We start from the raw sequence: 21560 nt of genomic DNA on the forward strand, positions 1-21560 counted from the left end.
TAGCCTTCACAGACGACCGCCTTTGGCGGTCGTAGGCTGGGGCTGCCTTGTAAGTTTGTGGAGTCCCCCCGCATGGGCGAAATTCGCAACTTCAGACCCGGAAATCACGATGAGCCGCCTCCGCACAGCGGAATGCCTCGTCGTCTCGCCGCGATCATCGTCGGTGACATCGCCTCCTACAGCCGGTTGATGCAGGCCGACGAGGAAGGCACGCATGCCCGCGTCAAGCGGATCGAGCGCGACATCATCCAGCCCAGCATTATCGAGCACCATGGAAGTCTGGTGAAGACGACCGGCGACGGCTTCATCGCCGTTTTCGACAGTCCCGTGGAGGCCGTTCGATGCAGCATCGTCATCCAGCAAAATCTCGTCGGACGCAACGCCTCGATTCCCAAGCATTCCCGGCTCGAATATCGGATTGGCGTCAATCTCGGTGACGTCATCGTGGAGCCGGACGACATCTATGGTGACGGCGTCAACATCGCCACGCGTATCGAGGGCATCGCGCAGCCGGGGCAGGTCTACATTTCCGGTGCGATCTACGAGCAGATCAAGCACAAGATCGTGTGCGGCTATGAGTCGCTCGGCGACCGCAAGGTCAAGAACATCACCGATCCCGTGCGCGTCTATCGCGTGCTGCCGGATGCAGATGCGGTCGGCAAGACACGAAGCCGGCGCGAGAACGTCCTGCTCTTTCTTCTGATCACGGTATTGCTGGTGATTGCCGGCTACGTGCTTTGGTACGTGCTGGTGCAGCACCGCAGCCAGGTGGGGCAACAGGCTGCCGCTCCCCCGATCGCGGCGCCGTCGGCTTCGCCGACGCCGCAATCCGTTCCGTCGTTGCCGAGCCCGGCAGCACCGCCGCCGCAAGCCGCACCCGCGGCATCTCCGTTGCCCACATCGGTGCCATCGCCCGCAGCATCGCCTTCACCGTCTCCGGCATCCAGTCCATCGGTGACGCCGGTCCGGGAACCCGAGATGATCGCCATTCGCGGCGGCAGCTTCGCCATGGGAAGCAATGACGATCCGACGGAACGCCCGGTCCACCAGGTCACGATCAAGCCGTTCTCGATCGGCAAATATCCGGTGACGGTGCAGGAGTGGAACGAATGCGCCGCTGCGAAGGCGTGCTCCTTCACGGCCACCGGCAAGGACGACGCGCCGGTCAGCAATGTGAGCTGGACCGACGCGCAACAATATGTGGCGTATCTCTCCCAGGCGACGAAGAAGCCGTACCGGCTCCCGAGCGAGGCCGAATGGGAATACGCGGCGCGCGGCGGTACGCAGACAAGGTATTGGTGGGGCGACAAGCTCCAGCCGGGCATGGCCGGATGCAAGGATTGCGGCGACCTCGCGGCCGAGCAGCCGGCGAAGGTCGGCAGCTTCAAGCCCAATCCCTTCGGGCTCCACGACATGGGCGGCGGCGTCGACCAGTGGGTCGAGGATTGCTGGCACAAGAATTATCAGGGCGCGCCGGTCGACGGTTCGGCATGGACCGGCGGCGACTGCTCATCGCACGTCCTGCGCTCAGGCTCCTGGAAGAACGATGCGAGATACGTGCGGCCATCCAACCGCGATGGCTATGATACCAACGTCCGTTACCCGACGCATGGATTCCGTGTCGCGCTCACTCCTTGAGGCTGGAGGAGGTTTGATGAAAATCATTCGCTGCGCCGCGCTGGCGGCGGCACTCGCATTGCTGCAAGTCATTTTGCTGTCAGGTGTTTTGCTGCCAAGCCCCGCTTACTCTCAGGGCAAAACCGCCCCCAAAGACGCTAAGCTCTATTTTATCACCCCGCAGGAGGGGCAGAAGATCCGCGGTGGCTTCTGGGTCCGGTTCGGTCTGCGCAACATGGGCGTGACGCATGCCGGCGATGACTACCAGAACGCCGGTCATCATCATCTGCTGGTCGACGTCAACGAGCCCATCGACATCAAGGAACCGATCCCGCAGGACAAGTCACATCTGCATTTCGGGGCAGGGCAGACCGAAACGTTTCTCGAGCTTCCGCCCGGCACGCACACGCTGCAACTGGTGCTCGGCGATGCGAAGCACTATCCGTTCGATCCGCCCGTCGTGTCTGACAAGATCACCATACGAGTCAGGCAGCCCGGCTCAGTCCGCCGCCGTTGATCACCGCAGGCTGGCGTTGATCTTGTCCAGCACCGCCGAGCCCGGGCAGAGCGTGTCCGCCTCCAGCGAGTTGAGCGGAGTCTCGACCGTGTTGAGATGCTCGTGCAGGTCGTCGGCGTCAGGATCGACGTACAGAAGGCCGGTGACGATCTGACCCTTGGCTGCGTGCCGCGCGAGGAAGGTCTGGGCGCCCACACGGTCATGCGGATCGTAATCCGCGTCGATCTTGCGCAGCGCGATCTTGCTGCCGTCGTGCTGCTCGACCACCTGCACCGTGCCCGGCGCGTAATCGACCGCGATCGGGTCGCGGCCGACCAGCACGTCGAGCCGGTTCACGGCGTCGTTGTGCTCGCGGACATAATCGAAGCTCTTGGTCGAGCCGGCGTGGTTGTTGAAGGCGATGCAGGGGCTGATGACGTCGATGAAGGACGCGCCCTTGTGGCCGATCGCGGCGGCGATCAGCGGCACCAGCTGGCTCTTGTCGCCGGAGAACGAGCGCGCCACGAAGGTGGCCCCTAACTGCAGCGCGATCGCGACGAGGTCGATGGCGTTGTCGGTGTTGGTGACGCCCTTCTTGCTCTTCGAGCCGCGGTCGGCGGTGGCCGAGAACTGGCCCTTGGTCAGGCCGTAGACGCCGTTGTTCTCGACGATATAGGTCATGTTGACGCCGCGCCGGATAGAATGCGCGAACTGGCCGAAGCCGATCGAAGCGGAATCACCGTCGCCGGAGACGCCGAGATAGATCAGGTCGCGGTTGGCGAGATTGGCGCCGGTGAGCACGGATGGCATGCGGCCGTGCACGGAGTTGAAACCGTGCGAATTGCCGAGGAAATAGTCCGGCGTCTTCGACGAGCAGCCGATGCCGGAGATCTTTGCCACCCGATGCGGCTCGATCGAGAGCTCGTAGCACGCTTCGATGATCGAGGCCGTGATCGAATCATGGCCGCAGCCCGCGCACAGCGTCGAGATCTTGCCCTCGTAGTCGCGATGCGTGTAGCCGAGCGCGTTCTTCTTCAGGCCCGGATGATGGAATTTCGGTTTTGCGATGTAGGTCATGACACGGCCTTGCGGAGCGGGGTCACCTTGAGGTGGTCCTGGTGGTCGCCAATGGCTTTGGCGATGAAGCGGGCGGTGATCGGCGTGCCGTCGTAATGCACGATCGGCACGAGGCGAACGGGATCGATGCCGTTCTCGTTGACGATGAGCTGGCGCAGCTGGCTGTCGCGATTCTGCTCGACCACATAGACGAAATCGTGCTCGGCGAGGAAGCTCGCAACGCTCGAGTGGAACGGGAAGGCGCGGATGCGCAGGCGGTCGAGCTGATGCCCGCGCGCCTCCAACAGACCGATCGCCTCGTCCATCGCCGGCGAGGTCGAGCCGAAATAGATCACGCCATATTTGGTCGGCCGTTCCGCATTGGCCTGCAGCGGCCGCGGGACGAGGTCCTGCGCCGTTTCGAACTTGCGCACCAGGCGCTGCATGTTGTCGGCGTAGACCGTGCCTTCCTCGGAATAGCGCGCATAGCGGTCGCGCGACGTGCCGCGGGTGAAGTAGGAGCCCTTGGTCGGATGCGTGCCGGGATAGGTGCGGTAGGGAATGCCGTCGCCGTCGACGTCGAGATAGCGGCCGAAGTCGCGGCCCTCCTCCAGCATCTCCGCCGTCATCACCTTGCCGCGGTCATATTGCCTTGCGTCGTCCCACTTCAGCGGGCGGCAGAGCCGGTGGTTCATGCCGATGTCGAGGTCGAGCATCAGGAAAATCGTGGTCTGCAGCCGTTCGGCGAGATCGAAGGCGGCCGCTGCGAACTCGAACGCCTCGGCCGGATCCTCCGGGAACAGCAGCACGTGCTTGGTGTCGCCATGCGAAGCATAGGCGCAGGCGATGATGTCGCATTGCTGGGTGCGCGTCGGCATGCCCGTGGAGGGGCCGGCGCGCTGGATGTTCATGATCACGGCCGGAATCTCGGCAAAGTACGAGAGGCCGATGAATTCCGTCATCAGCGAGATGCCGGGGCCGGACGTGGCGGTAAAGGCGCGGGCGCCGTTCCAGGAGGCGCCGATGACGATGCCGATCGAGGCCAGCTCGTCCTCGCCCTGCACGATCGCGTATTTTGCCTTGCCGGTTTCAGGATCGTGCCGGTACTTCTTGCAATGGGCGGTGAAGGCCTCCGCCACCGACGATGACGGCGTGATCGGATACCACGCGCAGACGGTGGCGCCGCCATAGACCGCGCCGAGCGCGGCGGCGCTGTTGCCCTCGATGAAGATGCGGTCGCCGACCTTGTCGGACTTCTTCACGCGAAGTCCGATCGGGCATTTCAGGTTCGAGAGCGCCCAGTCGCGGCCGAGATGCAGCGCGTGGACGTTGGAGGAGAGCAGCTTTTCCTTGCCCTTGTACTGCTCGCCGATCAGCTGCTCGATCAGCTTGGGGTCCATGTCGAGCAGTGCACTGAGCGCGCCCAAATAAATGATGTTCTTGAACAGCTGGCGCTGGCGCGGATCGGTATAGGTCGAGTTGGTGATCGCGGTCAGCGGCACGCCGATCACGGTGATGTCGTCGCGGAATTTGGTCGACGGCATCGGCTTGGTGGAATCGTAGAACAGGTAGCCGCCGGGCTCGATGCCGGCGACGTCCTTGTCCCAGGTCTGCGGGTTCATCGCCACCATCAAGTCGACGCCGCCGCGGGCGCCGAGATGGCCGGCTTCCGTCACGCGCACCTCGTACCAGGTCGGAAGGCCCTGGATGTTGGAGGGGAAGATGTTGCGCGGCGACACCGGCACGCCGTGGCGCAGGATCGCGCGGGCGAACATCTCGTTGGCGCTGGCCGAGCCCGAGCCGTTGACGTTGGCGAAGCGAACGACGAAGTCGTTTACGCTGCTGATCGGCTTTTTGTCGGACATGTCGAACCTGCGTGGGTCATATCGATGAAATATTTCTGCATGTCCCAGGCGCCAGTGGGACAGCGCTCGGCGCACAGCCCGCAATGCAGGCAGACGTCCTCGTCCTTCACCATCACGCGCCCGGTCTTCAGATCCGAGGAGACGTAGAGGTCCTGGTCCGGATGCAGCGAGGGCGCCTTCAGGCGCTGGCGCAAATCGCTTTCCTCGCCGTTATCCGTGAAGGTGATGCAATCCATCGGGCAGATGTCGGCGCAGGCGTCGCACTCGATGCAGAGCGAGGTCGAGAACACGGTCTGCACGTCGCAGTTCAGGCAGCGATGCGCTTCGCCGAGCGCCAGCTTGACGTCATAGCCGAGCTCGACCTCGGCGCGGATGTCCTTGAGCGCGATGACCTTGTCGCGATGCGGCACCTTGTAGCGCTTGTCGTTGGAGATGTCGTTGTCGTAGCTCCATTCGTGGATGCCCATTTTCTGGGAGGAGATTTGCACCTCCGGCAGCGGGCGCTCGGTGATGTCCTCGCCCGAGAGCATCTTGTGGATCGACAGCGCGGCGTCATGGCCGTGCGCGACCGCCCAGATGATGTTCTTCGGGCCGAACGCGGCGTCACCGCCGAAAAACACCTTTGGATTGGTCGAGGCGAAGGTCTTCGGATCGACCTTCGGCATGTGCCATTTGTCGAACTCGATGCCGCAATCCTGCTCGATCCAGGGAAAGGCGTTCTCCTGGCCGACCGCGACCAGCACGTCGTCGCAGGGAATGGTCTGGTCGGGATCGCCCGAAGGCACCAGATTGCGGCGGCCTTTGGCGTCGTATTCGGCTTTGACGTGCTGGAAGGTGACGCCGATCAGCTTGCCGGCGACATGCTTGAATGCCACCGGGACCATGTAGTTGAGGATCGGGATATCCTCGTGGATCGCGTCTTCCTTCTCCCAGGGCGAGGCCTTCATCTCCTCGAAGCCGGAACGCACGACCACCGTGACTTTCTCGCCGCCGAGCCGGCGTGCGGTGCGGCAGCAGTCCATCGCGGTGTTGCCGCCGCCGAGCACGATGACGCGCTTTCCGATCTTGTCGACATGGCCGAACGACACGTTGGCCAGCCATTCGATGCCGATATGAATGTTGCTGGCTGCTTCCTTCCGGCCGGGAATGTCGAGCTCGCGGCCGCGCGGCGCGCCGGAGCCGACAAAGATCGCGTCGTATTTCTCCGCAAGCAGCGCCTTCATGCTGTCGATGCGATGACCGCCCCTGAACTCGACGCCGAGATTCAGGATGTAGCCGGTCTCCTCGTCGATCACGGAATTGGGCAGGCGGAATTTCGGGATCTGCGTGCGCATCATGCCGCCGGCTTCCGGGTCGGCATCGAACACGGTGCAGTGATAGCCGAGCGGCGCGAGATCGCGCGCCACCGTCAGCGAAGCGGGACCGCCGCCGACCAGCGCAACGCGCTTGCCGTTCTTCGGACCGGGCTTCGGCAGCCGCTGCCTGATGTCGTCTTTGAAATCCGCTGCAACGCGCTTGAGGCGGCAGATCGCGACCGGGTTTTCCTCGACGCGTCCGCGCCGGCACGCCGGCTCGCATGGACGGTCGCAGGTGCGTCCCAGAATTCCGGGAAACACGTTCGATTTCCAATTGATCATGTAGGCGTCGCTGTAGCGGCCTTGGGCGATCAGTCGGATGTATTCGGGAACCGGGGTGTGCGCAGGACAGGCCCATTGACAATCGACCACTTTGTGAAAGTAGTCGGGGGCCGCGATATCGGTCGGTTTCATTCCTACCCTGTCCGCGCAGGCTCAAAGACCCCGCGGCCTTTTTTGTTGAGCTTGTTTGTTTAGCTTGGCGAGCGCTTAACGCGCTTCGATCTGGTTTCTGAATGACGTCATTGGGTTAGCTTATTAGAACCGTTCCGAAGTACAACGGCAAATTTGCGCGCGTCACCTCTTTCATGGGAGCCAAGCGCAGACAGCATTAATGACTGCAGGCGATGTGCGTGCGCTGCAGCATGTTGCGATGCGGATGCGGTTCAGCCGCGCGCGATGTCGCTCTTCGCGAGGTCCCACATCAGGCAATAGGTGCCGACGGCGATGGGGAGCGGGAAGGGCGCCGCAGCCGGGCCGGTGAAGCGCTCGGCGATGACGGCGGAGACCGCATTGACATGCGTGCCGTCGATCAGCACGAACCAGTCGCGCGCACCCTCGTTGCGCGCCGCCGGAATTCCCGCCGTTGCGCCCGACAATTCCGGCTCGCTTTCGAGCAGATGCATCGAGATGGTGCCGTCGCAGCTGCTGGGCCCGAGCTTCTCTTGCAGTGCGTCACGCCAGGACGCGGCATTATCAGGCGTCGGCCGCAGCCGCACCACGCCGAGCGCAGTGCCGCGCCCGGTGCCCTTGCTGATGGTGATGCGCGCGACCACGCGCAGCATGTCCTTGAAGCGCGCCATGGTCCGCTGCGACCAGTCGGTCGGGCTCGCGAGCCGCGCCTTGTAGGCGGGGCTGTCGAGCACGTCGAGCGTCGCGGTCGAATACAGGCAGAGATATTTGGGATTGGCGGCATGCGCGACATAGCGCCGCGCCTCGAGGAATCCGTCGATCGCGACGCGCTCTTCCAGATGCTCGCGATCGTACCAGCGGTTGAAATCGGCCTCGTCCGAAGCGTCGATGTTCATCGACGTCAGCAGCATGCCCTTTCCGGCGAGCGGCATTGTTCTTGTCCTTGCTTCCAGACCCTCATGGTGAGGAGGCGCGCAAGCGCCGTCTCGAACCATGAAGGCCCCGCTCTCGCACCCCGGGCCTATCATCCTTCGAGACGCGCGCGAAGGGCGCGCTCCTCAGGATGAGGAGATAGACCTAGCGAGCGGCTTTCGACGCAAGGTCCGCGATCGACTTCATGACCGCATCCCTCACGCCGCCATCATAGAGTGAATGGCCGGCTTCTTCCACGATGCGAAGCTCGGAACCGGGCCAGACTTTCGCAAGGGCCTGGGATGTCGCGGGAGGACACAGCAGGTCATAACGACCCTGCACGATAATGCCGGGAATGCCGGCGAGTCTCCCCGCATTCTGCAGCAGCTGGTCAGCGGTCATGAAGCTGTCGTTGATGAAATAATGCGCTTCCATGAACGGCGTCGCCGGCAATGTGCGCCAGACGTTCAGCGCGGCGAGGTCGAGGCGTGTCTTGGCGGGCTTATGCTCCGAGAGCGTGCGCTCGGTATCGTGCCAGGCCTTCGCCGCCGGGCCATGCACGGCGGGGTCGGCATCGAGGATGTGGCGCCAATAGGCATCGATCGGCCGCTCGCGCTCCTCGGCCGGCAGCACGCTGAGGAAATCCTCGTACAGCGCCGGATGGAATTGCGACAGGCGCACCGTGAAGGCCGTCTCGACCTCGGCCCGCGTGCCGAGAAACGTCGCGCGCAGCGCGATGCCGGAGACGCGCTCGGGATGGGCCTCTGCATAAGCCAGCGCCAGCGTCGCGCCCCAGGAGCCGCCGACCACCATCCACCGCTCGAAGCCGAACTTCTCGCGGATTTTCTCCATGTCCGCGATCAGATGCGCAATGGTGTTGTGCTCGCGCGATCCCTTGGGACGGCTGCGGCCGCAGCCGCGCTGGTCGAACAGCACGGCGCAGAAACGGTCGGGATCGAACAGCCGGCGATGGTCGGGCTGGCAGCCGCTGCCGGGTCCGCCGTGCAGATAGATCGCAGGGATGCCGTCGCTACGGCCGACACTTTCGACATAGAGCTCATGGCCGTCGCCGACGTCGAGCATGTCGGAGGTCAGCGGCGCAAAGGGATCGGTGCGTTTGGCCGCTGTACCTGCGTCCGCGTCAGGCGTCATTCTCGGGTTCCAGGGTGCCGCCGGCGAAATTGCGGTAGAGGAAGCGGCTGGTCTCGCCCTCGGCCTCGGCTTCCGCCTGCTTGAAGATGGTCTCGTGCAGCGGCGACAGCGCGCAGGCCGGGTCGGTGTTGGCGGCGTCCCCGGTCAGCGCGAAGGCCTGGCAGCGGCAGCCGCCGAAGTCGATCTCGCGGAATTCGCAAGACTTGCACGGCTCCTTCATCCAGCCGGTGCCGCGATAGCGGTTGAAGGCCTCCGAGTTCTGCCAGATCCAGGCGATCGAATGGTTGGAGCGCACCGATTCGAATTCGAGCCCGGTGATGCTCTCGGCGGCATGGCACGGCAGCACCCTGCCGGCGGGCGAGATGTTGAAGAACTGCCGGCCCCAGCCGCCCATGCATTTCTTCGGCCGCAGCGCGTAATAATCAGGCACGACATAGTCGATGGTCAGCCGGCCCTTCAGCCGCTCGCGCGCCTCCTCGACGATGGCAGTGCATTGGTCGAGCTGCGCCACGGTCGGCATCAAGGCGGCACGGTTCTTCAGGGCCCAGCCGTAATATTGCACATTGGCGACCTCGAGCCGGTCGGCATCGAGATCGAGCGCCATCTGGATGATGTCGGGCAGCTGGTGCAGGTTCTGCCGGTGCATCACTGCGTTCACGGTGAGCGGCAGGTCGAGCTCGCGCGTCCATTTCGCCACCTCGAGCTTCTTGCGGTGGCCGCCCTTGTAGCCGGCAACGCGATCGGCGGGGCCTTCCTCGATGCCCTGGAAGGAGATCTGCACATGGCAGAGTCCGGCATCCGCGAGCTCGCTGAGCTTCTCGCGCGTCAGCAGCACGGCCGAGGTGATCAGATTGGTGTAGAGCCCGGCGTCGCTGGCATGCTTGACCAGTTCGACCAGGTCTTTCCGCGCCGTCGGCTCGCCGCCGGAGAAATGCACCTGGAGCACGCCGATCTCGGCGAGCTCGCTCAGCACTTTCTTCCATTCCTCCGTGGTCAGCTCCTTGCCCGAGCGGTCGAGCTCGACCGGGTTGGAGCAATAGGGGCATTGCAGCGGACAGCGATGGGTGATCTCGAGCAGCACCGCGAGCGGAATGCCGAACGTCTCCGCCGTCGAGCGCTGCTTCTCCAGCACCGCGAGGCTGTCGCTGGCCGGGATGGTCACGTCGCTCATGACGTCTTCTCCCTGATCTCGGTGAGAAAGCCCTTGTCGGCGAGGTCCTGCAGCATGACGACGACGTCGGCCAGGATCGCCTCGCGCGGCGCGGCGTACTTTGCGGCGAGCTGATCGGCGACGTCGCCGACGCTGCGCTCGCCGTTGCAGAGCTGCAAGACCTCCACCGCGATCTCGTCCGGCGCCAGCACCCGTTCCGGCGCCAGGATCACCCACACCTTGCGCGTCTCGTCATATTTCAGCTTGGCATGCCGCGGCAGCACGGGGCGGCTCGCCTCGCTGACGCTGATATGACGCGGCCCGGCCATCTATCTTCCTCTTCAGCTCGCCTTCTTAGTTTTCTTTGGGCACGAATGCGCCCGGCGGAATGTGGCCCTCGACATAGGCATGCTGGAGCGCATCCAGCTGCACCCACAACACGTTGGTCTTGAAGATCAGCGCGTTGCAGACCTGCGCGCGCTGCTCCGGCGTCGTGGCGTGCGTCTTGACATAATCAAGCGCGAAATTGGCATCTCGTGGTGCCTGGGTCAGGCGGCGCTTGAAGTAGCTCATGATGTCAGGATTGACGAAATCGTAATGCTGCAGCATGCCGGCGATGCGCTCTTCGTGGATGCTCGGCGCGAACAGCTCGGTGAGCGAGGAGGCGATCGCCTCCAGCGGGCTCTTCTCACGGCAATAATGCACATAGGCTTCGACGGCAAAGCGCGTCGCCGGCAAGATGCCTTCGGTGGATTCGACGTATGCGGTGTCGAGCCCGAGCCCTTCGGTCAGCTTGATCCAGCGCTCGATGCCGCCTTCGCTGCCGACATCGCCGTCATGATCCTCGATGCGATGGCGCCATTCCAGACGCGTGGCACGGTCGCGGAAGCGCGAGATCACCACCGCGTCCTTGATCGGGATCGTGCTCTGGTAATAGTAGCGGTTGAGCGCCCAGGCCTGCACCTGGCCCTTGTTCAGCTTGCCGCCATGCAGCAGCTTATGGAACGGATGCAGGCTGTGATAGCGCGTGGCGCCGATATGGCGCAGCGTCGCCTCCAGCTCCTCGGCCGAGTTGAGCCTCAAGTCCTTGCCGATCGAGAGCGCGGTCATTCCAGTCAGTGATGCGGCGTTCACAGCACGATCTCCGTTCCATCCGCGGGTATCTGCCAGCCCGCCTCCTCAGTGATCTTGCGCTCGGGCGAGCCGGGCAGCAGCGCCGGATTCGAATTATTGATATGCAGAAACAGCTTCCTGTCGATATTGAGGTCTGCCAGCCGCGCGATGGCGCCGTCCTCGCCCGACATCGCGACATGGCCCATGCTCTTGCCGGTCTTGTGGCCGAGCCCGGCCCTGATCATCTCGTCGTCGCGCCAGACCGTGCCGTCGAAGAACACCAGTGAAGCGCCGTCGATCTCGGCCTTGAGCGCATCGGTCACCTCGGCGCAGGCCGCGACGAAATAGAAGAACTTGCCGGTGGCCTTGTCGGTGACCTTCAGGCCCAGCGTGTCGCCATCGCCGCTCTCGCCGCCCGGATGCACCTTGCCCTCGAGATACCAGGCCGACTTGCCCGGCACGGCAAAGGGCAGCACCTCGAGCCCCGAGCGCGTGCCGTCCGGTAGCCGCGGCTCGAACGGCTCGCGGATCACGATCGGCTGGCGCCGCACGTTCTTTTCGTTCAGCACGTTGAAGATGCTGTTGGTGCGAAGGATCGCCAGCACCTTCTCGTGCGCATAGATCGTAAACGGCGAGCCCTCGCGCATCGACAGCAGCCCCGCGACGGCATCGACTTCGCTGTTGGTCAAAATCACGCCCGCAATCGGGGTATGGCGCAGCGCGCCCGCCTTGGGATGCAGCTGCGGCGTGGCATTCAATTGCTGGCGAAGATCGGGCGAGGCGTTGATCAGGAACCAGTGCTCGCCATCGCCGCTGAAGGCGACCGAGGCCTGGGTTCGAAAGAGCTCATGTCCATTCGCACGAGCCGCGCGGCAGCCTTCGCAGCCGCAATTCCACTGCGGAACTCCGCCGCCGGCCCCGGCGCCCAGGACGACGACGCGAAGCATGATCCGTCTCCTGGAGGCGAATTCGCGAGGTGGATCTCAGGCCGAGACCGTTTCGGACGAGGTTTCTGTCTGCCGGAAACGTATCGTGACCAAGAACCACCTGCGCAGAACGCGATCTCGCCAGCCGCTTACTTGCGGGTGGCGCTCACATACATGTTGATTTCCATGCCGCAGGGCACTTCGACGATCTTTGGGGCTTTCCAGGCCATTTGGCTCTCCATTTTTCGAAAATTCGGACGCATCCGCCCGCAGATAAGTTAGTGCGGGCGGAAAACTTCGCCAGTGAAATTTTCCCGACCTAGGTAGTAGGCTCCAAGGAATTGTTGCACTGCAAAGATGGCGTATTGCGGCCGCAAAGATGAGCGGATCAGATACGCAAAATTGCCGATAGGTCGTGGTCACTGTCGGGATAAACCAGTTGTGAGTATGGACCGGCTTCTCATCGGCGACAGACGCCCCCATTGGATCAGGCATGCCCAGATATTTCTTCAACACCCGCATCGGCGACGAACTGATCGTGGATCCTGACGGCGAGGACCTGCGCAACCCCGACCGCGCCTGGGAGGTCGCGCGCCAGATGATCCTTGAGGTCGTGAGGTCGGAAGGAACCCAGCCGGCGCTGCTGGAGGCGGTCATCGAGGTCACCGACGCCGACGGCGAGATCGTGCTGGAGTTTCCCTTCACCGAGGCGCTGCTCGACATGCCGGACCAGTCCGCGACGCGGCATTAGAGGGCTTCCCCAGCTCTTTCCGCGTCATTGCTGTCGATGTTCACTAATTCGCTGATTGGATCGCGGTGGTCTTGGTAGCGGCGAAGGCCTTGGGGTTTGTCCTGCCAAGGCCTGATGGGGTCTGTGGTTGTTGTAGTAAACGAGGTACTCGAACAGTTCATTGGCGAAGTGGTCGAGGTTGTCGAAGGTCGCGCCGTCGATGACGTCGTCATCGAGGGTGCGCCAGAAGCGTTCGACCTTACCGTTGGTCTGCGGCCGATAGGGCCGGGTGTAGCGGTGTTTGATGCCGAGCTCGAGCAGCATGGCCTCGAACGGATGCTCGCCCGGCTTGGTGCGGGCGGCGAACTCGGCGCCGTTGTCGGACAGGATTTCCTGGAAGACGAGCCCATAGGTGACGTTGAGGGTGTTGATCATCTTCAGGGTCTTGAACATGACCGGCAGCGCCTTCTTGGATGTCAGGACCTCTGCCCAGGCCAGACGCGTGCAGCTGTCGATCAAGCTGATGATGTAGGCCGTGACCGGGGGTGGCGCGAGGAACATATCGCGCGGCAATTGATGCAGATCGACGTGGCCCAGCTCTCCGAGCTTGTCCTTGATAATACGGCGTTTCTCCTCACGCATCGCCGGCGTGCGGCGGTTCAGGCGGTAGCGTTTCAGCACCCGGTAGATCGTGATCGGCGAAGGTACCGTGTCGCGCGTTTCGCGCAAGACGGCATGAATCTCATAACGGTTCATCCCCCGCTTGCGATGGGCGACAATCTCCGTCTCGATCCCTTCCGGCTCGCGTCGCTCCCGCCACTTCGGGCCGCGCCGCCGCGGCAGCAGATCCGCTTCCTCGCCGCTCTGCAGATAGCGATTGTAATACTTGCGGAACGTCTGCGAGCAGGTCCCGTGGTGCCGGTAGAAGTCGCCGACCCGCTTGAACAGCGGCGATCGGCCAGCCTTCACCGCCTCATACTCCGAAATCAGAAAACGCCACTTCTGCAGATAGTTGCGTTCAACCGTTCGGTCATAGCTGTTGTCTCGCATCGGATCGTTCCTCCGCTGGAGCGATCCAATCAGCGAATTAGTGAACATGCACAATTGCGAGGAGCGCTTGCGACGAAGCAATCCAGACCGCCTCCGGGGCTGCAGTCTGGATTGCTTCGCTTCGCTCGCAATGACGGAGGTACCCCCGCGAAATCCGCATGGCTTTGCCACGTTCCCGGCGCTAAAAGACGCCGGTCATTCGGAGCAAGCCATGCAAGATCTCTGGCGCCTGTCGGCCGCCGACCTCGCCACCCTCGTCAAGTCCAAACAGGTATCCGCCAGGGAGGCCGCCAAGGCCGGTCTCGCGCGGCTCGATGCCGTCAATCCCCAGCTCAACGCGGTGATCGACCACCGGCCGGAGGACGTGCTCAAGCAGGCCGATGCCGTCGATGCCGCAATTAGCCGGGGCGAGGACCCCGGCGTCCTCGCCGGCGTGCCCGTCACCATCAAGGCCAATGTCGACCAGGAAGGCTTTGCCACCACCAACGGCCTGAAGCTGCAGCGCGACCTGATCGCGCGCGAGGACAACCCGGTCGTCGCCAATTTCCGCAAAGCTGGGGCCATCCTGCTCGGCCGCACCAATTGCCCGGCCTTCTCCTACCGCTGGTTCACCACCAATCTGGTCCACGGCGACACCAAGAACCCCCGCGATGCCTCGCTGACCCCGGGCGGCTCTTCCGGCGGCGCCGGCTCGGCGGTCGCGGCCGGCATCGGCCACATCGCCCACGGCACCGACATCGCCGGCTCGATCCGTTATCCCGCCTATGCCTGCGGCGTGCACGGTCTGCGCCCGACGCTCGGCCGCATTCCTGCCTTCAACCCGGCGCTGCCGGAGCGGCCGATCGGGCCGCAGATCATGGCGGTCTCGGGCCCGCTGGCGCGCACGGTCAACGACTTGCGCGTCTCGCTCGAGGCGATGTCGGCCCGCGACATCCGCGATCCCTGGTTCGTGCCGGTGCCGCTGCAAGGCCCGACTCGGGACAAGCGCGCCGCGCTCTGCCTCAATCCGGGCGGCCTTGCCACCGCGCCGGAGGTGAAGGCCGCGGTGAGCGATGCCGGCAAGCGGCTGGAGCGCGCCGGCTGGACCGTCGATGTGATCGAGGACACGCCGCCGATGCGCGAGGCGGTCGAGTGGCAGATCAAGCTCTGGCTCGGCGACGGCTATGAGGCGCAGCTGGAGATGGCCGAGCGCGAGGGCGATCCCGGTGCGCTGGCGTGCCTGCGCGGCAACCGCGCCAAAGTCACGCCGATGGACCAGGCCGATTACGCCAAGGCGCTGACCCGGCGCGCCACGCTGACCCGCGACTGGATGTTGTTCTTCGAAAAATACGCCGTGCTGCTGACGCCGGTCTCCGGCGAATTGCCGTTTCCCGATCATCTCGACCGCAAGGACGACGAGTCCTTCAAGCGGGTCTGGGAAGCGCAGCTGCCGCAGATCGCGATTCCCTTCATGGGACTGCCGGGCCTCGTGGTCTCCACCGGTCTCGTCGGCAAGGCGCCGGTCGGCGTGCACATCGTGTCCGGCCGCTATCGCGAGGATCTGTGCCTGCTCGCGGGCGAAGCGATCGAGGCCGGCGGCGTGCCGCCGTCGCCGATCGATCCTGTGGGCTAGCAATGACTGATATCTACGACTTCAAGGCCAACTCGCTCGCCGGCGAGGAGGTGCCGATGCGGCGTTTCGAGGGGCAGGTGCTCTTGATCGTCAACACCGCGAGCAAATGCGGCTTCACGCCGCAATATCGCGGCCTCGAGGATCTCTATCGCGATCTCTCCCCGCGCGGTTTCTCGGTGCTCGGCTTTCCCTGCAACCAGTTCGGCGCGCAGGAACCGGGGCAGGCGAGCGAGATCCAGGAATTCTGCTCCTCGAACTACGACGTCACCTTTCCCCTGTTCGAGAAGATCGACGTCAACGGGCCGAAGGCGCATCCCTTGTACGAGTACCTGAAACGTCAGCAATCCGGGCTTCTCGGCGCCGCCATCAAATGGAATTTCACCAAATTCCTGGTGAACCGTGAGGGCCGCGTGGTCGCGCGCTACGCGCCGACCGCCCGGCCCGAAAGTTTGCGCAATCAAATCGAAACATTGTTGTGAGCGAGACAATCATGAGCGACGAATTTCCGGACCGCCTGTCGGTCGACCCGAACAGCCCCTATTACAACGCGGACATTCTGGCGCGCGACGTCGGCATCCGCTTCAAGGGCATCGAGAAGACCAATGTCGAGGAGTACTGCATCAGCGAAGGCTGGGTCCGCGTCACCGCCGGCAACGCCAAGGACCGCTACGGCAACCCGCTGACCATCAAGGTGCACGGTCCGGTGGAGCCGTATTTCAGGGATAAGAAATGACGGCGAAGCCGTCATTGCAGTGACGATCGGAGGCACAGCGCGTCCAAATGCATCTCCGTCACCCTGAGGTGCTCGCCTCTTCGGCGAGCCTCGAAGGGCGACGGCCCCCGGCGGCACCTCGGCCGTTCATCCTTCGAGGCTCCCGATGGGGCGCTGAGCGCCCCATCACTCGCACCTCAGGATGACGGGGAGACAGTCTGACGAACTTCCTCTCGACCATTAAAGGCCAAACCCATGTCCGTCCGCATCATCGGCGTCCGCGAGATCACCAAGCCGATCTCCTCGCCGATCCGCAACGCCTATATCGACTTCACCAGGATGACGACCAGCCTCGTCGCCGTCGTCACCGACGTGGTTCGCGGCGGCAAGCGCGTCGTCGGCTACGGCTTCAACTCCAACGGCCGCTACGGACAGGGCGGCCTGATCCGCGAGCGCTTTGCCGCGCGCATCCTGGAGGCCGATCCGAAGTCGCTGCTCGATAGCCCCGGGGACAATCTCGACCCCGACAAGATCTGGGCCGCGATGATGACCAACGAGAAGCCCGGCGGCCACGGCGAGCGCTCGGTCGCGGTCGGCACCATCGACATGGCGGTGTGGGACGCGGTCGCGAAGATCGCGGGCAAGCCGCTGTTCCGCCTGCTCGCCGAGCGCCACGGCGCCACCGCCAATCCGCGCGTCTTCGTCTACGCCGCCGGCGGCTATTACTATCCCGGCAAGGATCTCTCGATGCTGCGCGGCGAGATGCGCGGTTATCTCGACCGCGGCTACAACGTCGTGAAGATGAAGATCGGCGGCGCGCCGATTGACGAGGATCGCACCCGCATCGAGGCGGTGCTGAAGGAGATCGGCAAGGACGCGCAGCTCGCCGTCGACGCCAACGGCCGCTTCAACCTGGAGACCGCCATCGCCTACGCCAAGATGCTGCGCGACTATCCCTTGTTCTGGTACGAGGAAGCCGGCGATCCCCTCGACTACGCGCTGCAGGCCGCGCTCGCCGAATTCTATCCGGGCCCGATGGCGACCGGCGAGAACCTGTTCAGCCACCAGGACGCCCGCAACCTGATCCGCTACGGCGGCATGCGCCCCGACCGCGACTGGCTGCAATTCGACTGCGCGCTGTCCTATGGCCTGTGCGAATACCAGCGCACGCTGGAGGTGCTGAAGACTCACGGCTGGTCCCCCAGCCGCTGCATCCCGCACGGCGGCCACCAGATGTCGCTCAACATCGCAGCGGGCTTAGGTCTCGGCGGCAACGAAAGCTACCCCGACCTGTTCCAGCCCTATGGCGGCTTCCCCGACGGCGTGCGCGTGGAAAGCGGCCACATCACCATGCCGGAGCTTCCCGGCATCGGCTTCGAAGGCAAGTCGGATCTCTACAAGGAGATGAAGGCGCTGGCGGAGTAGCCCGACTGTCGCCACACACTCCGTCATTGCGAGCGCAGCGAAGCAATCCAGCGTCTTTCCGCGGCGGCAGTCTGGATTGCTTTGTCGCAAGTGCTCCTCGCAATGACGGTCGGGAGCGAGCGTTTGCCTTATGACAACCTCATATCCAGCAGCCGCCGCCCCTCACCCTTCAGCAGCTTCTTCACCGCGCTGGATGCCACGACCTCGCCGTCATTGGCATAGGCCTCGTGGTTCTTCTCGATGTCGTCGAGGCGGTAGAGGTAGTTGACCATGATTCCGGCGGACTCGCGTAGGCCCTTGGGCGAGAGGTCGCCCAGCCAGTTGATGCGCTCCAGCCGCGCGCCGTTGCCGAGATGGAAGCGGGCGACGGAATCGATCAGCTTGCCCTTCGGCGTGCGTGCCTTGAGGAAATAGTGCGCCGCGAGCGGCTCCAGCACGGCGCGGAGCAGCGCCGCCGTTTCCGGGCTTTCGAACCATCTGGGATCATCGAGGCGCTTGAGCACCTCGCGGTCCTCGTCCGACAGCGGCAGGTCCTTGTCCTGCTTCACCCAGCCCATGAAGCCCGGCACCGGCGACAGCGTCACGAAGTTGTCGAGCTTCGGCAGCTCGCGGCGCAATTCTTCTACCACCTGCTTGATCAGGAAGCTGCCGAAGGAGATGCCGCCAAGGCCGCGCTGGGTGTTGGAGATCGAATAGAACACGGCGGTGCGCGCCTTCGCGATGGGAAGGTGCTGGCGGTCGACCGCGAGCAGCGGTGCGATCGCGCCGGGAATCGTCTCGGTCAGCGCCACCTCGACGAAGATCAGCGGCTCGTCCACCATCGCGGGATGGAAGAAGGCATAGCAGCGGCGGTCGACGGGATCGATGCGGCGGCGCAGATCGTCCCAGTCGGAGATCTCGTGCACGGCTTCGTAACGGATGATCTTTTCGAGGATGTTGGCCGGGGTCGACCAGTCGATCCTGCGCAGCACGAGAAACCCCCTGTTGAACCACGAAGAGAGAAGATGCGAGACGTCGCGATCGAGCGCGGCGAGATCGGTATGCCCGTTCATCATGCCGAGCAAATCGGCGCGCATGTTGACGAGATCGCCGGTACCGCCCGGCGCGCGGTTGAGGCGGCGGATCAGCTCCTGACGCCGCGGCTCGGAGGCGAAATGCAGGGCGCTGGCATCCTCGTCGGTCGGCTTGGTGCGCCATTGCTCGATGGCCTTGGACAAGCGTTCCCGGTCGGGACCGAAAAAGCGCACCAATCCTTCGAAGAAGGCGCGGCGTCCGTCCGCATCCAGCTCCTGATAGAGATCGAGCACCTCGCGCGCCATGGCAGTGCCGGACGCTTCGCCCCGGCCGGACAGCAGCGCGCCGCAGAGCTCGAGCAGTCCATCGGCATCCCGTTTGGTGTCCGAGGCGTCCCCGCGGCGAAGCAGCGTGCGGCCGCGCTCGGAGATGGTGGCGAGCAGGTCGGAGAAGAAGGCGTTGGCCATCTGGGCTTTCGTGTCAGGCTTGTGCGATGCGGGAGCTTACACGTGATTTGGGTGGAAACCGATCACAATCAAGCAGGGGAATGCGGCATCTTTAGTTGGGGCGTGCGTTTGGAGAATGCTGGCATGCGGGGCGGAGGCGGGGAAGGGGGCGGAGCGTGGGGTGGCATTTGGGAACGAGGCGGCAGCCACATTCTCCGTCATTGCGAGCGCAGCGAAGCAATCCAGAATCCCTCCGCGGCGGCATTCTGGATTGCTTCGTCGCTTCGCTTCTCGCAATGACGAGATTGGGGCTGCCCCTTCCCCGCAAACTCCGTCGGCGTCCGCCCCGTCACCTGGCGGAACGCGGCCGAGAACGCCGGCACGCTGGCATAGCCGAGCTGGTTCGCGAGCTGCTTCACCGACACGCTCGCATCCGTCGATATCCGCTCGATCGCCGCCGCAATCCTGGCGCGTTGGCACCAGCTCTTGAAGCTCAGCTGCGTCTCGCTGGAGAACAGCCGCGACAGTGTGCGCGCCGAGGTTCCGACCTCTCGCGCCAGCGTGTCGATGTCGTGCAGGCCGGTGGGATCGTCGAGCACAATCATCGCGGCGCGGCGGCAGCGCGCTTCACGAGGCAGCGGCACGAAGGTCGCGGAATCCTCCGCCTGGTGCAGTTCCAGCATGACCAGCCGAACCAGCAGCTCGGTGCGCGCCTCGGTGCTGCGCCCGTCGAACAGCGCCAGGATCGCCTGATTGAGCAGCGGTGACACCCGCACCACGAATTCCCGGGTCAGGCCGTCATAGCGCTGCTCGCGTTCCAGCCAGGGCAGGTCGAAATACAGCGTGCGCATTTCGATGTCGGCGAGCAGGTCGATGGCATGCTCGAGCCCGGCCGGCACCCAGACCGCGCGGTCCGGCGGCACCAGCCAGCGTCCGGCGGGCGTCGTCACCTGCATCGTGCCCTTCGCCGCGTAGATCAGCTGCGCCTCGCGGTGCATGTGCAGATCGATCCGCATCCCCTTGGGATAGTCGCGAGCGACCAGGTGCACGCCCGCGGGCGAGCGGTGGTTGCTCCGGACCTCCCGCAGGATTGGCGTTTCCAAGACAGTCATTGGCAGCATCCCGTCATGGGGAGGACGTATAACTCATTTCGGAGCAGGAGAGGATTCGGGAATGAACAGCCCCAGCCGGGTCATCGCTTTCGTCAATGCCGGCCATTTCATCGACCATTATTCGATGCTGATCTTCGCCGCCGCGGTGATCATCATGGGCCCGGCGCTCGGCATGGCCTATTCGGAATTGTTGCCTTACGCGACGCCGGGCTTCGTCGCCTTCGGCGCGGGCTCGCTGCTCACCGGCTGGCTGGGCGACCGCTGGAGCCGCCGCCATATGATGCTGATCTACTTCGTCGGCATCGGCCTCTCCATGATCTCCGTCGGCCTGGTGCAGACGCCCGGGCAGCTCGGCGCCGCGCTGCTCGCGATCGGCATCTTTGCCTCGATCTATCACCCCGTCGGCACCGCCATGATCGTGTCCTACGCCGACCGGCTCGGCCGCGAGATGGGCATCAACGGCGTCTGGGGCAATCTCGGCGTGGCCTCGTCGGCCCTGGTCACTGGCGTGATCGGCCAATATCTCGGCTGGCGCTTCGCCTTCATCGTACCCGGCGTGGTCACGGTGCTGATCGGCATCGCCTTCGCGCTGAGCGTCGTGCACGAGGACCGCAAGGGCAGCAAGCAGGCGGCGGCGCAGGCGCGGGTGGCCAAGCAGGACATGTGGCGCGTGATCCTGGCGCTGCTGATCGTGGTGATCGCGATCTCCACGACCTTCAACGCCGTCACCGTCGCGCTGCCAAAGCTGTTCGCCGAGCGGCTTGCGGACCTGACCAAAAGCCCGGCGCTGCTCGGGGTCATCGCCGCCGGCGTCTACGTGTTCGGCGCGATGACGCAGTACACGATCGGCCGGCTGCTCGACCGCTATTCGCTGAAGACGGTGGCGCTGCCGCTCTCCTTCATGCTGGCGCCGTTCCTGTATCTGGCCGCCAGTCTCAACAATTTGCCGTTGATCCTGGTCTCGATCGGCATCGTCATGGGCGCGTTCGGGCAGGTCACCGTCAACGACGCCATGGTCGGCAAATACACCACGGAAGAGTGGCGCTCGCGCGCCTATGCCGTGCGCTATTTCGTCGGCTTCACCGCGGCCGGCGCCTCCGTCGGCCTGGTCGCCTGGCTCTACGAGCAGGGCGGCTTCGCCACCATGCTGCACGCCTTCGCCGCCCTCTGCCTGCTCGCCATCGCCGCCGCGCTGATCCTGCCGCGCGAGATTCGGGCGTCGCAGAGAGCGTGAGATGCAGAGTTCTCGTGTCCCGGACAAGCGCGCCTCAAGTGCGGCGCCGATCCGGGACCCAGAGGCCGCGAATTTCCCCTGCCGCGGGGCTTCGCTTGAGACCCGCCCATCATGCCATTATGCCCCTGTTTTGCCCGACGGAGCAAGCCGTTTCGGCAAGACCGAAATATTA

Annotated in this window: 21 protein-coding genes; 8 read left to right on the plus strand and 13 right to left on the minus strand. The window is 64.2% G+C overall.

Translation table 11 applies throughout. The features are described 5' to 3' along the window. Window positions 1-72: 72 nt before the first annotated feature. Complete coding sequence (locus tag N2604_RS12340) at window positions 73-1638, plus strand: SUMF1/EgtB/PvdO family nonheme iron enzyme (protein ID WP_260374913.1); 1566 nt, start codon at window positions 73-75, stop codon at window positions 1636-1638. A 16-nt stretch (window positions 1639-1654) separates the two neighbouring features. Beyond that, the gene (locus tag N2604_RS12345; RefSeq protein ID WP_260374914.1) at window positions 1655-2134 is read left to right on the plus strand and encodes a DUF4399 domain-containing protein; all 480 of its coding nucleotides are present in this window, start codon (window positions 1655-1657) and stop codon (window positions 2132-2134) included. Here the strand turns inward: N2604_RS12345 and N2604_RS12350 are convergent, their stop codons facing one another. The 10 genes from N2604_RS12350 to pqqA form a co-directional block, all read right to left on the minus strand. After that, entirely contained in the window at window positions 2135-3190 is a 1056-nt protein-coding gene (locus N2604_RS12350) for a 2-oxoacid:ferredoxin oxidoreductase subunit beta (RefSeq protein ID WP_260374915.1), read from the minus strand. It abuts the gene before it with no gap. After that, window positions 3187-5034 carry a 2-oxoacid:acceptor oxidoreductase subunit alpha gene (locus N2604_RS12355; RefSeq protein WP_260374916.1) on the minus strand — a complete coding sequence of 616 codons (1848 nt, stop codon included), beginning with the start codon at window positions 5032-5034 and terminating at the stop codon, window positions 3187-3189. The genes N2604_RS12350 and N2604_RS12355 overlap by 4 nt, the downstream gene beginning before the upstream one ends. Next, entirely contained in the window at window positions 5004-6803 is a 1800-nt protein-coding gene (locus N2604_RS12360; protein WP_260374917.1) for an FAD-dependent oxidoreductase, read from the minus strand. The genes N2604_RS12355 and N2604_RS12360 overlap by 31 nt, the downstream gene beginning before the upstream one ends. Before the next feature lie 251 nt (window positions 6804-7054). Continuing rightward, the gene (locus N2604_RS12365) at window positions 7055-7732 is read right to left on the minus strand and encodes a DUF4286 family protein (protein WP_260374918.1); all 678 of its coding nucleotides are present in this window, start codon (window positions 7730-7732) and stop codon (window positions 7055-7057) included. Window positions 7733-7877: 145 nt separating this feature from the next. Further along, window positions 7878-8864: a prolyl aminopeptidase gene (gene pip / locus N2604_RS12370; RefSeq protein ID WP_260374919.1), complete on the minus strand. Its 987-nt coding sequence runs from the start codon at window positions 8862-8864 to the stop codon at window positions 7878-7880. Continuing rightward, window positions 8854-10035, minus strand: a complete 1182-nt coding sequence (gene pqqE / locus N2604_RS12375; RefSeq protein ID WP_260374920.1) for a pyrroloquinoline quinone biosynthesis protein PqqE — start codon at window positions 10033-10035, stop codon at window positions 8854-8856. Before pqqE ends, pip begins: the two co-directional genes overlap by 11 nt. Then, entirely contained in the window at window positions 10032-10343 is a 312-nt protein-coding gene (gene pqqD / locus N2604_RS12380) for a pyrroloquinoline quinone biosynthesis peptide chaperone PqqD (RefSeq protein WP_260374921.1), read from the minus strand. The genes pqqE and pqqD overlap by 4 nt, the downstream gene beginning before the upstream one ends. A 25-nt stretch (window positions 10344-10368) precedes the next feature. Further along, a complete protein-coding gene (pqqC, locus tag N2604_RS12385; protein WP_409241730.1) occupies window positions 10369-11124 on the minus strand; it encodes a pyrroloquinoline-quinone synthase PqqC in 756 nt (251 codons plus the stop codon). A gap of 20 nt (window positions 11125-11144) precedes the next feature. Then, window positions 11145-12074, minus strand: coding sequence for a pyrroloquinoline quinone biosynthesis protein PqqB (gene pqqB / locus N2604_RS12390; protein WP_260374923.1), 930 nt, complete (start codon window positions 12072-12074; stop codon window positions 11145-11147). A gap of 128 nt (window positions 12075-12202) precedes the next feature. Continuing rightward, window positions 12203-12283, minus strand: a complete 81-nt coding sequence (pqqA, locus tag N2604_RS12395) for a pyrroloquinoline quinone precursor peptide PqqA (protein ID WP_007595659.1) — start codon at window positions 12281-12283, stop codon at window positions 12203-12205. A 263-nt stretch (window positions 12284-12546) separates the two neighbouring features. Here pqqA and N2604_RS12400 point away from each other — a divergent pair, with 263 nt between their 5' ends. Continuing rightward, window positions 12547-12804 (plus strand): DUF6894 family protein, encoded by a 258-nt coding sequence (locus N2604_RS12400; protein WP_260374924.1) that lies wholly within the window; start codon window positions 12547-12549, stop codon window positions 12802-12804. A 24-nt stretch (window positions 12805-12828) separates the two neighbouring features. Here N2604_RS12400 and N2604_RS12405 read toward each other — a convergent pair whose 3' ends face one another. Further along, complete coding sequence (locus tag N2604_RS12405; RefSeq protein ID WP_260374925.1) at window positions 12829-13833, minus strand: integrase core domain-containing protein; 1005 nt, start codon at window positions 13831-13833, stop codon at window positions 12829-12831. A 211-nt stretch (window positions 13834-14044) separates the two neighbouring features. On the opposite strand from N2604_RS12405, the gene N2604_RS12410 reads away from it, so the two are divergent. The 4 genes from N2604_RS12410 to tarD all read left to right on the plus strand — a co-directional run bounded on the left by N2604_RS12410 (window position 14045) and on the right by tarD (window position 17582). Further along, on the plus strand, window positions 14045-15445 hold the full coding sequence (locus N2604_RS12410; RefSeq protein ID WP_260374926.1) for an amidase family protein: 1401 nt from the start codon (window positions 14045-14047) through the stop codon (window positions 15443-15445). Window positions 15446-15447: 2 nt separating this feature from the next. Beyond that, a complete protein-coding gene (locus tag N2604_RS12415) occupies window positions 15448-15924 on the plus strand; it encodes a glutathione peroxidase (RefSeq protein ID WP_260374927.1) in 477 nt (158 codons plus the stop codon). Between the two features lie 11 nt (window positions 15925-15935). After that, entirely contained in the window at window positions 15936-16178 is a 243-nt protein-coding gene (locus tag N2604_RS12420) for a DUF3297 family protein (protein WP_035730878.1), read from the plus strand. 234 nt (window positions 16179-16412) lie between these two features. Beyond that, complete coding sequence (gene tarD, locus N2604_RS12425) at window positions 16413-17582, plus strand: D(-)-tartrate dehydratase (protein ID WP_260374928.1); 1170 nt, start codon at window positions 16413-16415, stop codon at window positions 17580-17582. Window positions 17583-17710: 128 nt separating this feature from the next. On the opposite strand, the gene N2604_RS12430 is transcribed toward tarD, so the two are convergent. Both N2604_RS12430 and N2604_RS12435 read right to left on the minus strand, forming a co-directional pair. After that, window positions 17711-19063, minus strand: coding sequence for a malonyl-CoA decarboxylase (locus N2604_RS12430; RefSeq protein WP_260374929.1), 1353 nt, complete (start codon window positions 19061-19063; stop codon window positions 17711-17713). A gap of 197 nt (window positions 19064-19260) precedes the next feature. Continuing rightward, a complete protein-coding gene (locus tag N2604_RS12435; protein ID WP_260374930.1) occupies window positions 19261-20154 on the minus strand; it encodes a helix-turn-helix transcriptional regulator in 894 nt (297 codons plus the stop codon). A 61-nt stretch (window positions 20155-20215) separates the two neighbouring features. Here N2604_RS12435 and N2604_RS12440 point away from each other — a divergent pair, with 61 nt between their 5' ends. Continuing rightward, window positions 20216-21388, plus strand: coding sequence for an MFS transporter (locus N2604_RS12440; RefSeq protein WP_260374931.1), 1173 nt, complete (start codon window positions 20216-20218; stop codon window positions 21386-21388). Window positions 21389-21560: the final 172 nt, after the last annotated feature.

Origin of the sequence: Bradyrhizobium sp. CB1015 (assembly GCF_025200925.1) — a bacterium.
Lineage (GTDB): Bacteria > Pseudomonadota > Alphaproteobacteria > Rhizobiales > Xanthobacteraceae > Bradyrhizobium.

Coding starts and splice junctions, on each gene's coding strand:
- N2604_RS12340 (WP_260374913.1), top strand. CDS start 73: ATGGGCGAAATTCGCAACTTCAGACCCGGAAATCACGATGAGCCGCCT.
- N2604_RS12345 (WP_260374914.1), top strand. CDS start 1,655: ATGAAAATCATTCGCTGCGCCGCGCTGGCGGCGGCACTCGCATTGCTG.
- N2604_RS12350 (WP_260374915.1), bottom strand. CDS start 3,190: ATGACCTACATCGCAAAACCGAAATTCCATCATCCGGGCCTGAAGAAG.
- N2604_RS12355 (WP_260374916.1), bottom strand. CDS start 5,034: ATGTCCGACAAAAAGCCGATCAGCAGCGTAAACGACTTCGTCGTTCGC.
- N2604_RS12360 (WP_260374917.1), bottom strand. CDS start 6,803: ATGAAACCGACCGATATCGCGGCCCCCGACTACTTTCACAAAGTGGTC.
- N2604_RS12365 (WP_260374918.1), bottom strand. CDS start 7,732: ATGCCGCTCGCCGGAAAGGGCATGCTGCTGACGTCGATGAACATCGAC.
- pip (WP_260374919.1), bottom strand. CDS start 8,864: ATGACGCCTGACGCGGACGCAGGTACAGCGGCCAAACGCACCGATCCC.
- pqqE (WP_260374920.1), bottom strand. CDS start 10,035: ATGAGCGACGTGACCATCCCGGCCAGCGACAGCCTCGCGGTGCTGGAG.
- pqqD (WP_260374921.1), bottom strand. CDS start 10,343: ATGGCCGGGCCGCGTCATATCAGCGTCAGCGAGGCGAGCCGCCCCGTG.
- pqqC (WP_409241730.1), bottom strand. CDS start 11,124: ATGACCGCGCTCTCGATCGGCAAGGACTTGAGGCTCAACTCGGCCGAG.
- pqqB (WP_260374923.1), bottom strand. CDS start 12,074: ATGCTTCGCGTCGTCGTCCTGGGCGCCGGGGCCGGCGGCGGAGTTCCG.
- pqqA (WP_007595659.1), bottom strand. CDS start 12,283: ATGGCCTGGAAAGCCCCAAAGATCGTCGAAGTGCCCTGCGGCATGGAA.
- N2604_RS12400 (WP_260374924.1), top strand. CDS start 12,547: ATGCCCAGATATTTCTTCAACACCCGCATCGGCGACGAACTGATCGTG.
- N2604_RS12405 (WP_260374925.1), bottom strand. CDS start 13,833: ATGCGAGACAACAGCTATGACCGAACGGTTGAACGCAACTATCTGCAG.
- N2604_RS12410 (WP_260374926.1), top strand. CDS start 14,045: ATGCAAGATCTCTGGCGCCTGTCGGCCGCCGACCTCGCCACCCTCGTC.
- N2604_RS12415 (WP_260374927.1), top strand. CDS start 15,448: ATGACTGATATCTACGACTTCAAGGCCAACTCGCTCGCCGGCGAGGAG.
- N2604_RS12420 (WP_035730878.1), top strand. CDS start 15,936: ATGAGCGACGAATTTCCGGACCGCCTGTCGGTCGACCCGAACAGCCCC.
- tarD (WP_260374928.1), top strand. CDS start 16,413: ATGTCCGTCCGCATCATCGGCGTCCGCGAGATCACCAAGCCGATCTCC.
- N2604_RS12430 (WP_260374929.1), bottom strand. CDS start 19,063: ATGGCCAACGCCTTCTTCTCCGACCTGCTCGCCACCATCTCCGAGCGC.
- N2604_RS12435 (WP_260374930.1), bottom strand. CDS start 20,154: ATGACTGTCTTGGAAACGCCAATCCTGCGGGAGGTCCGGAGCAACCAC.
- N2604_RS12440 (WP_260374931.1), top strand. CDS start 20,216: ATGAACAGCCCCAGCCGGGTCATCGCTTTCGTCAATGCCGGCCATTTC.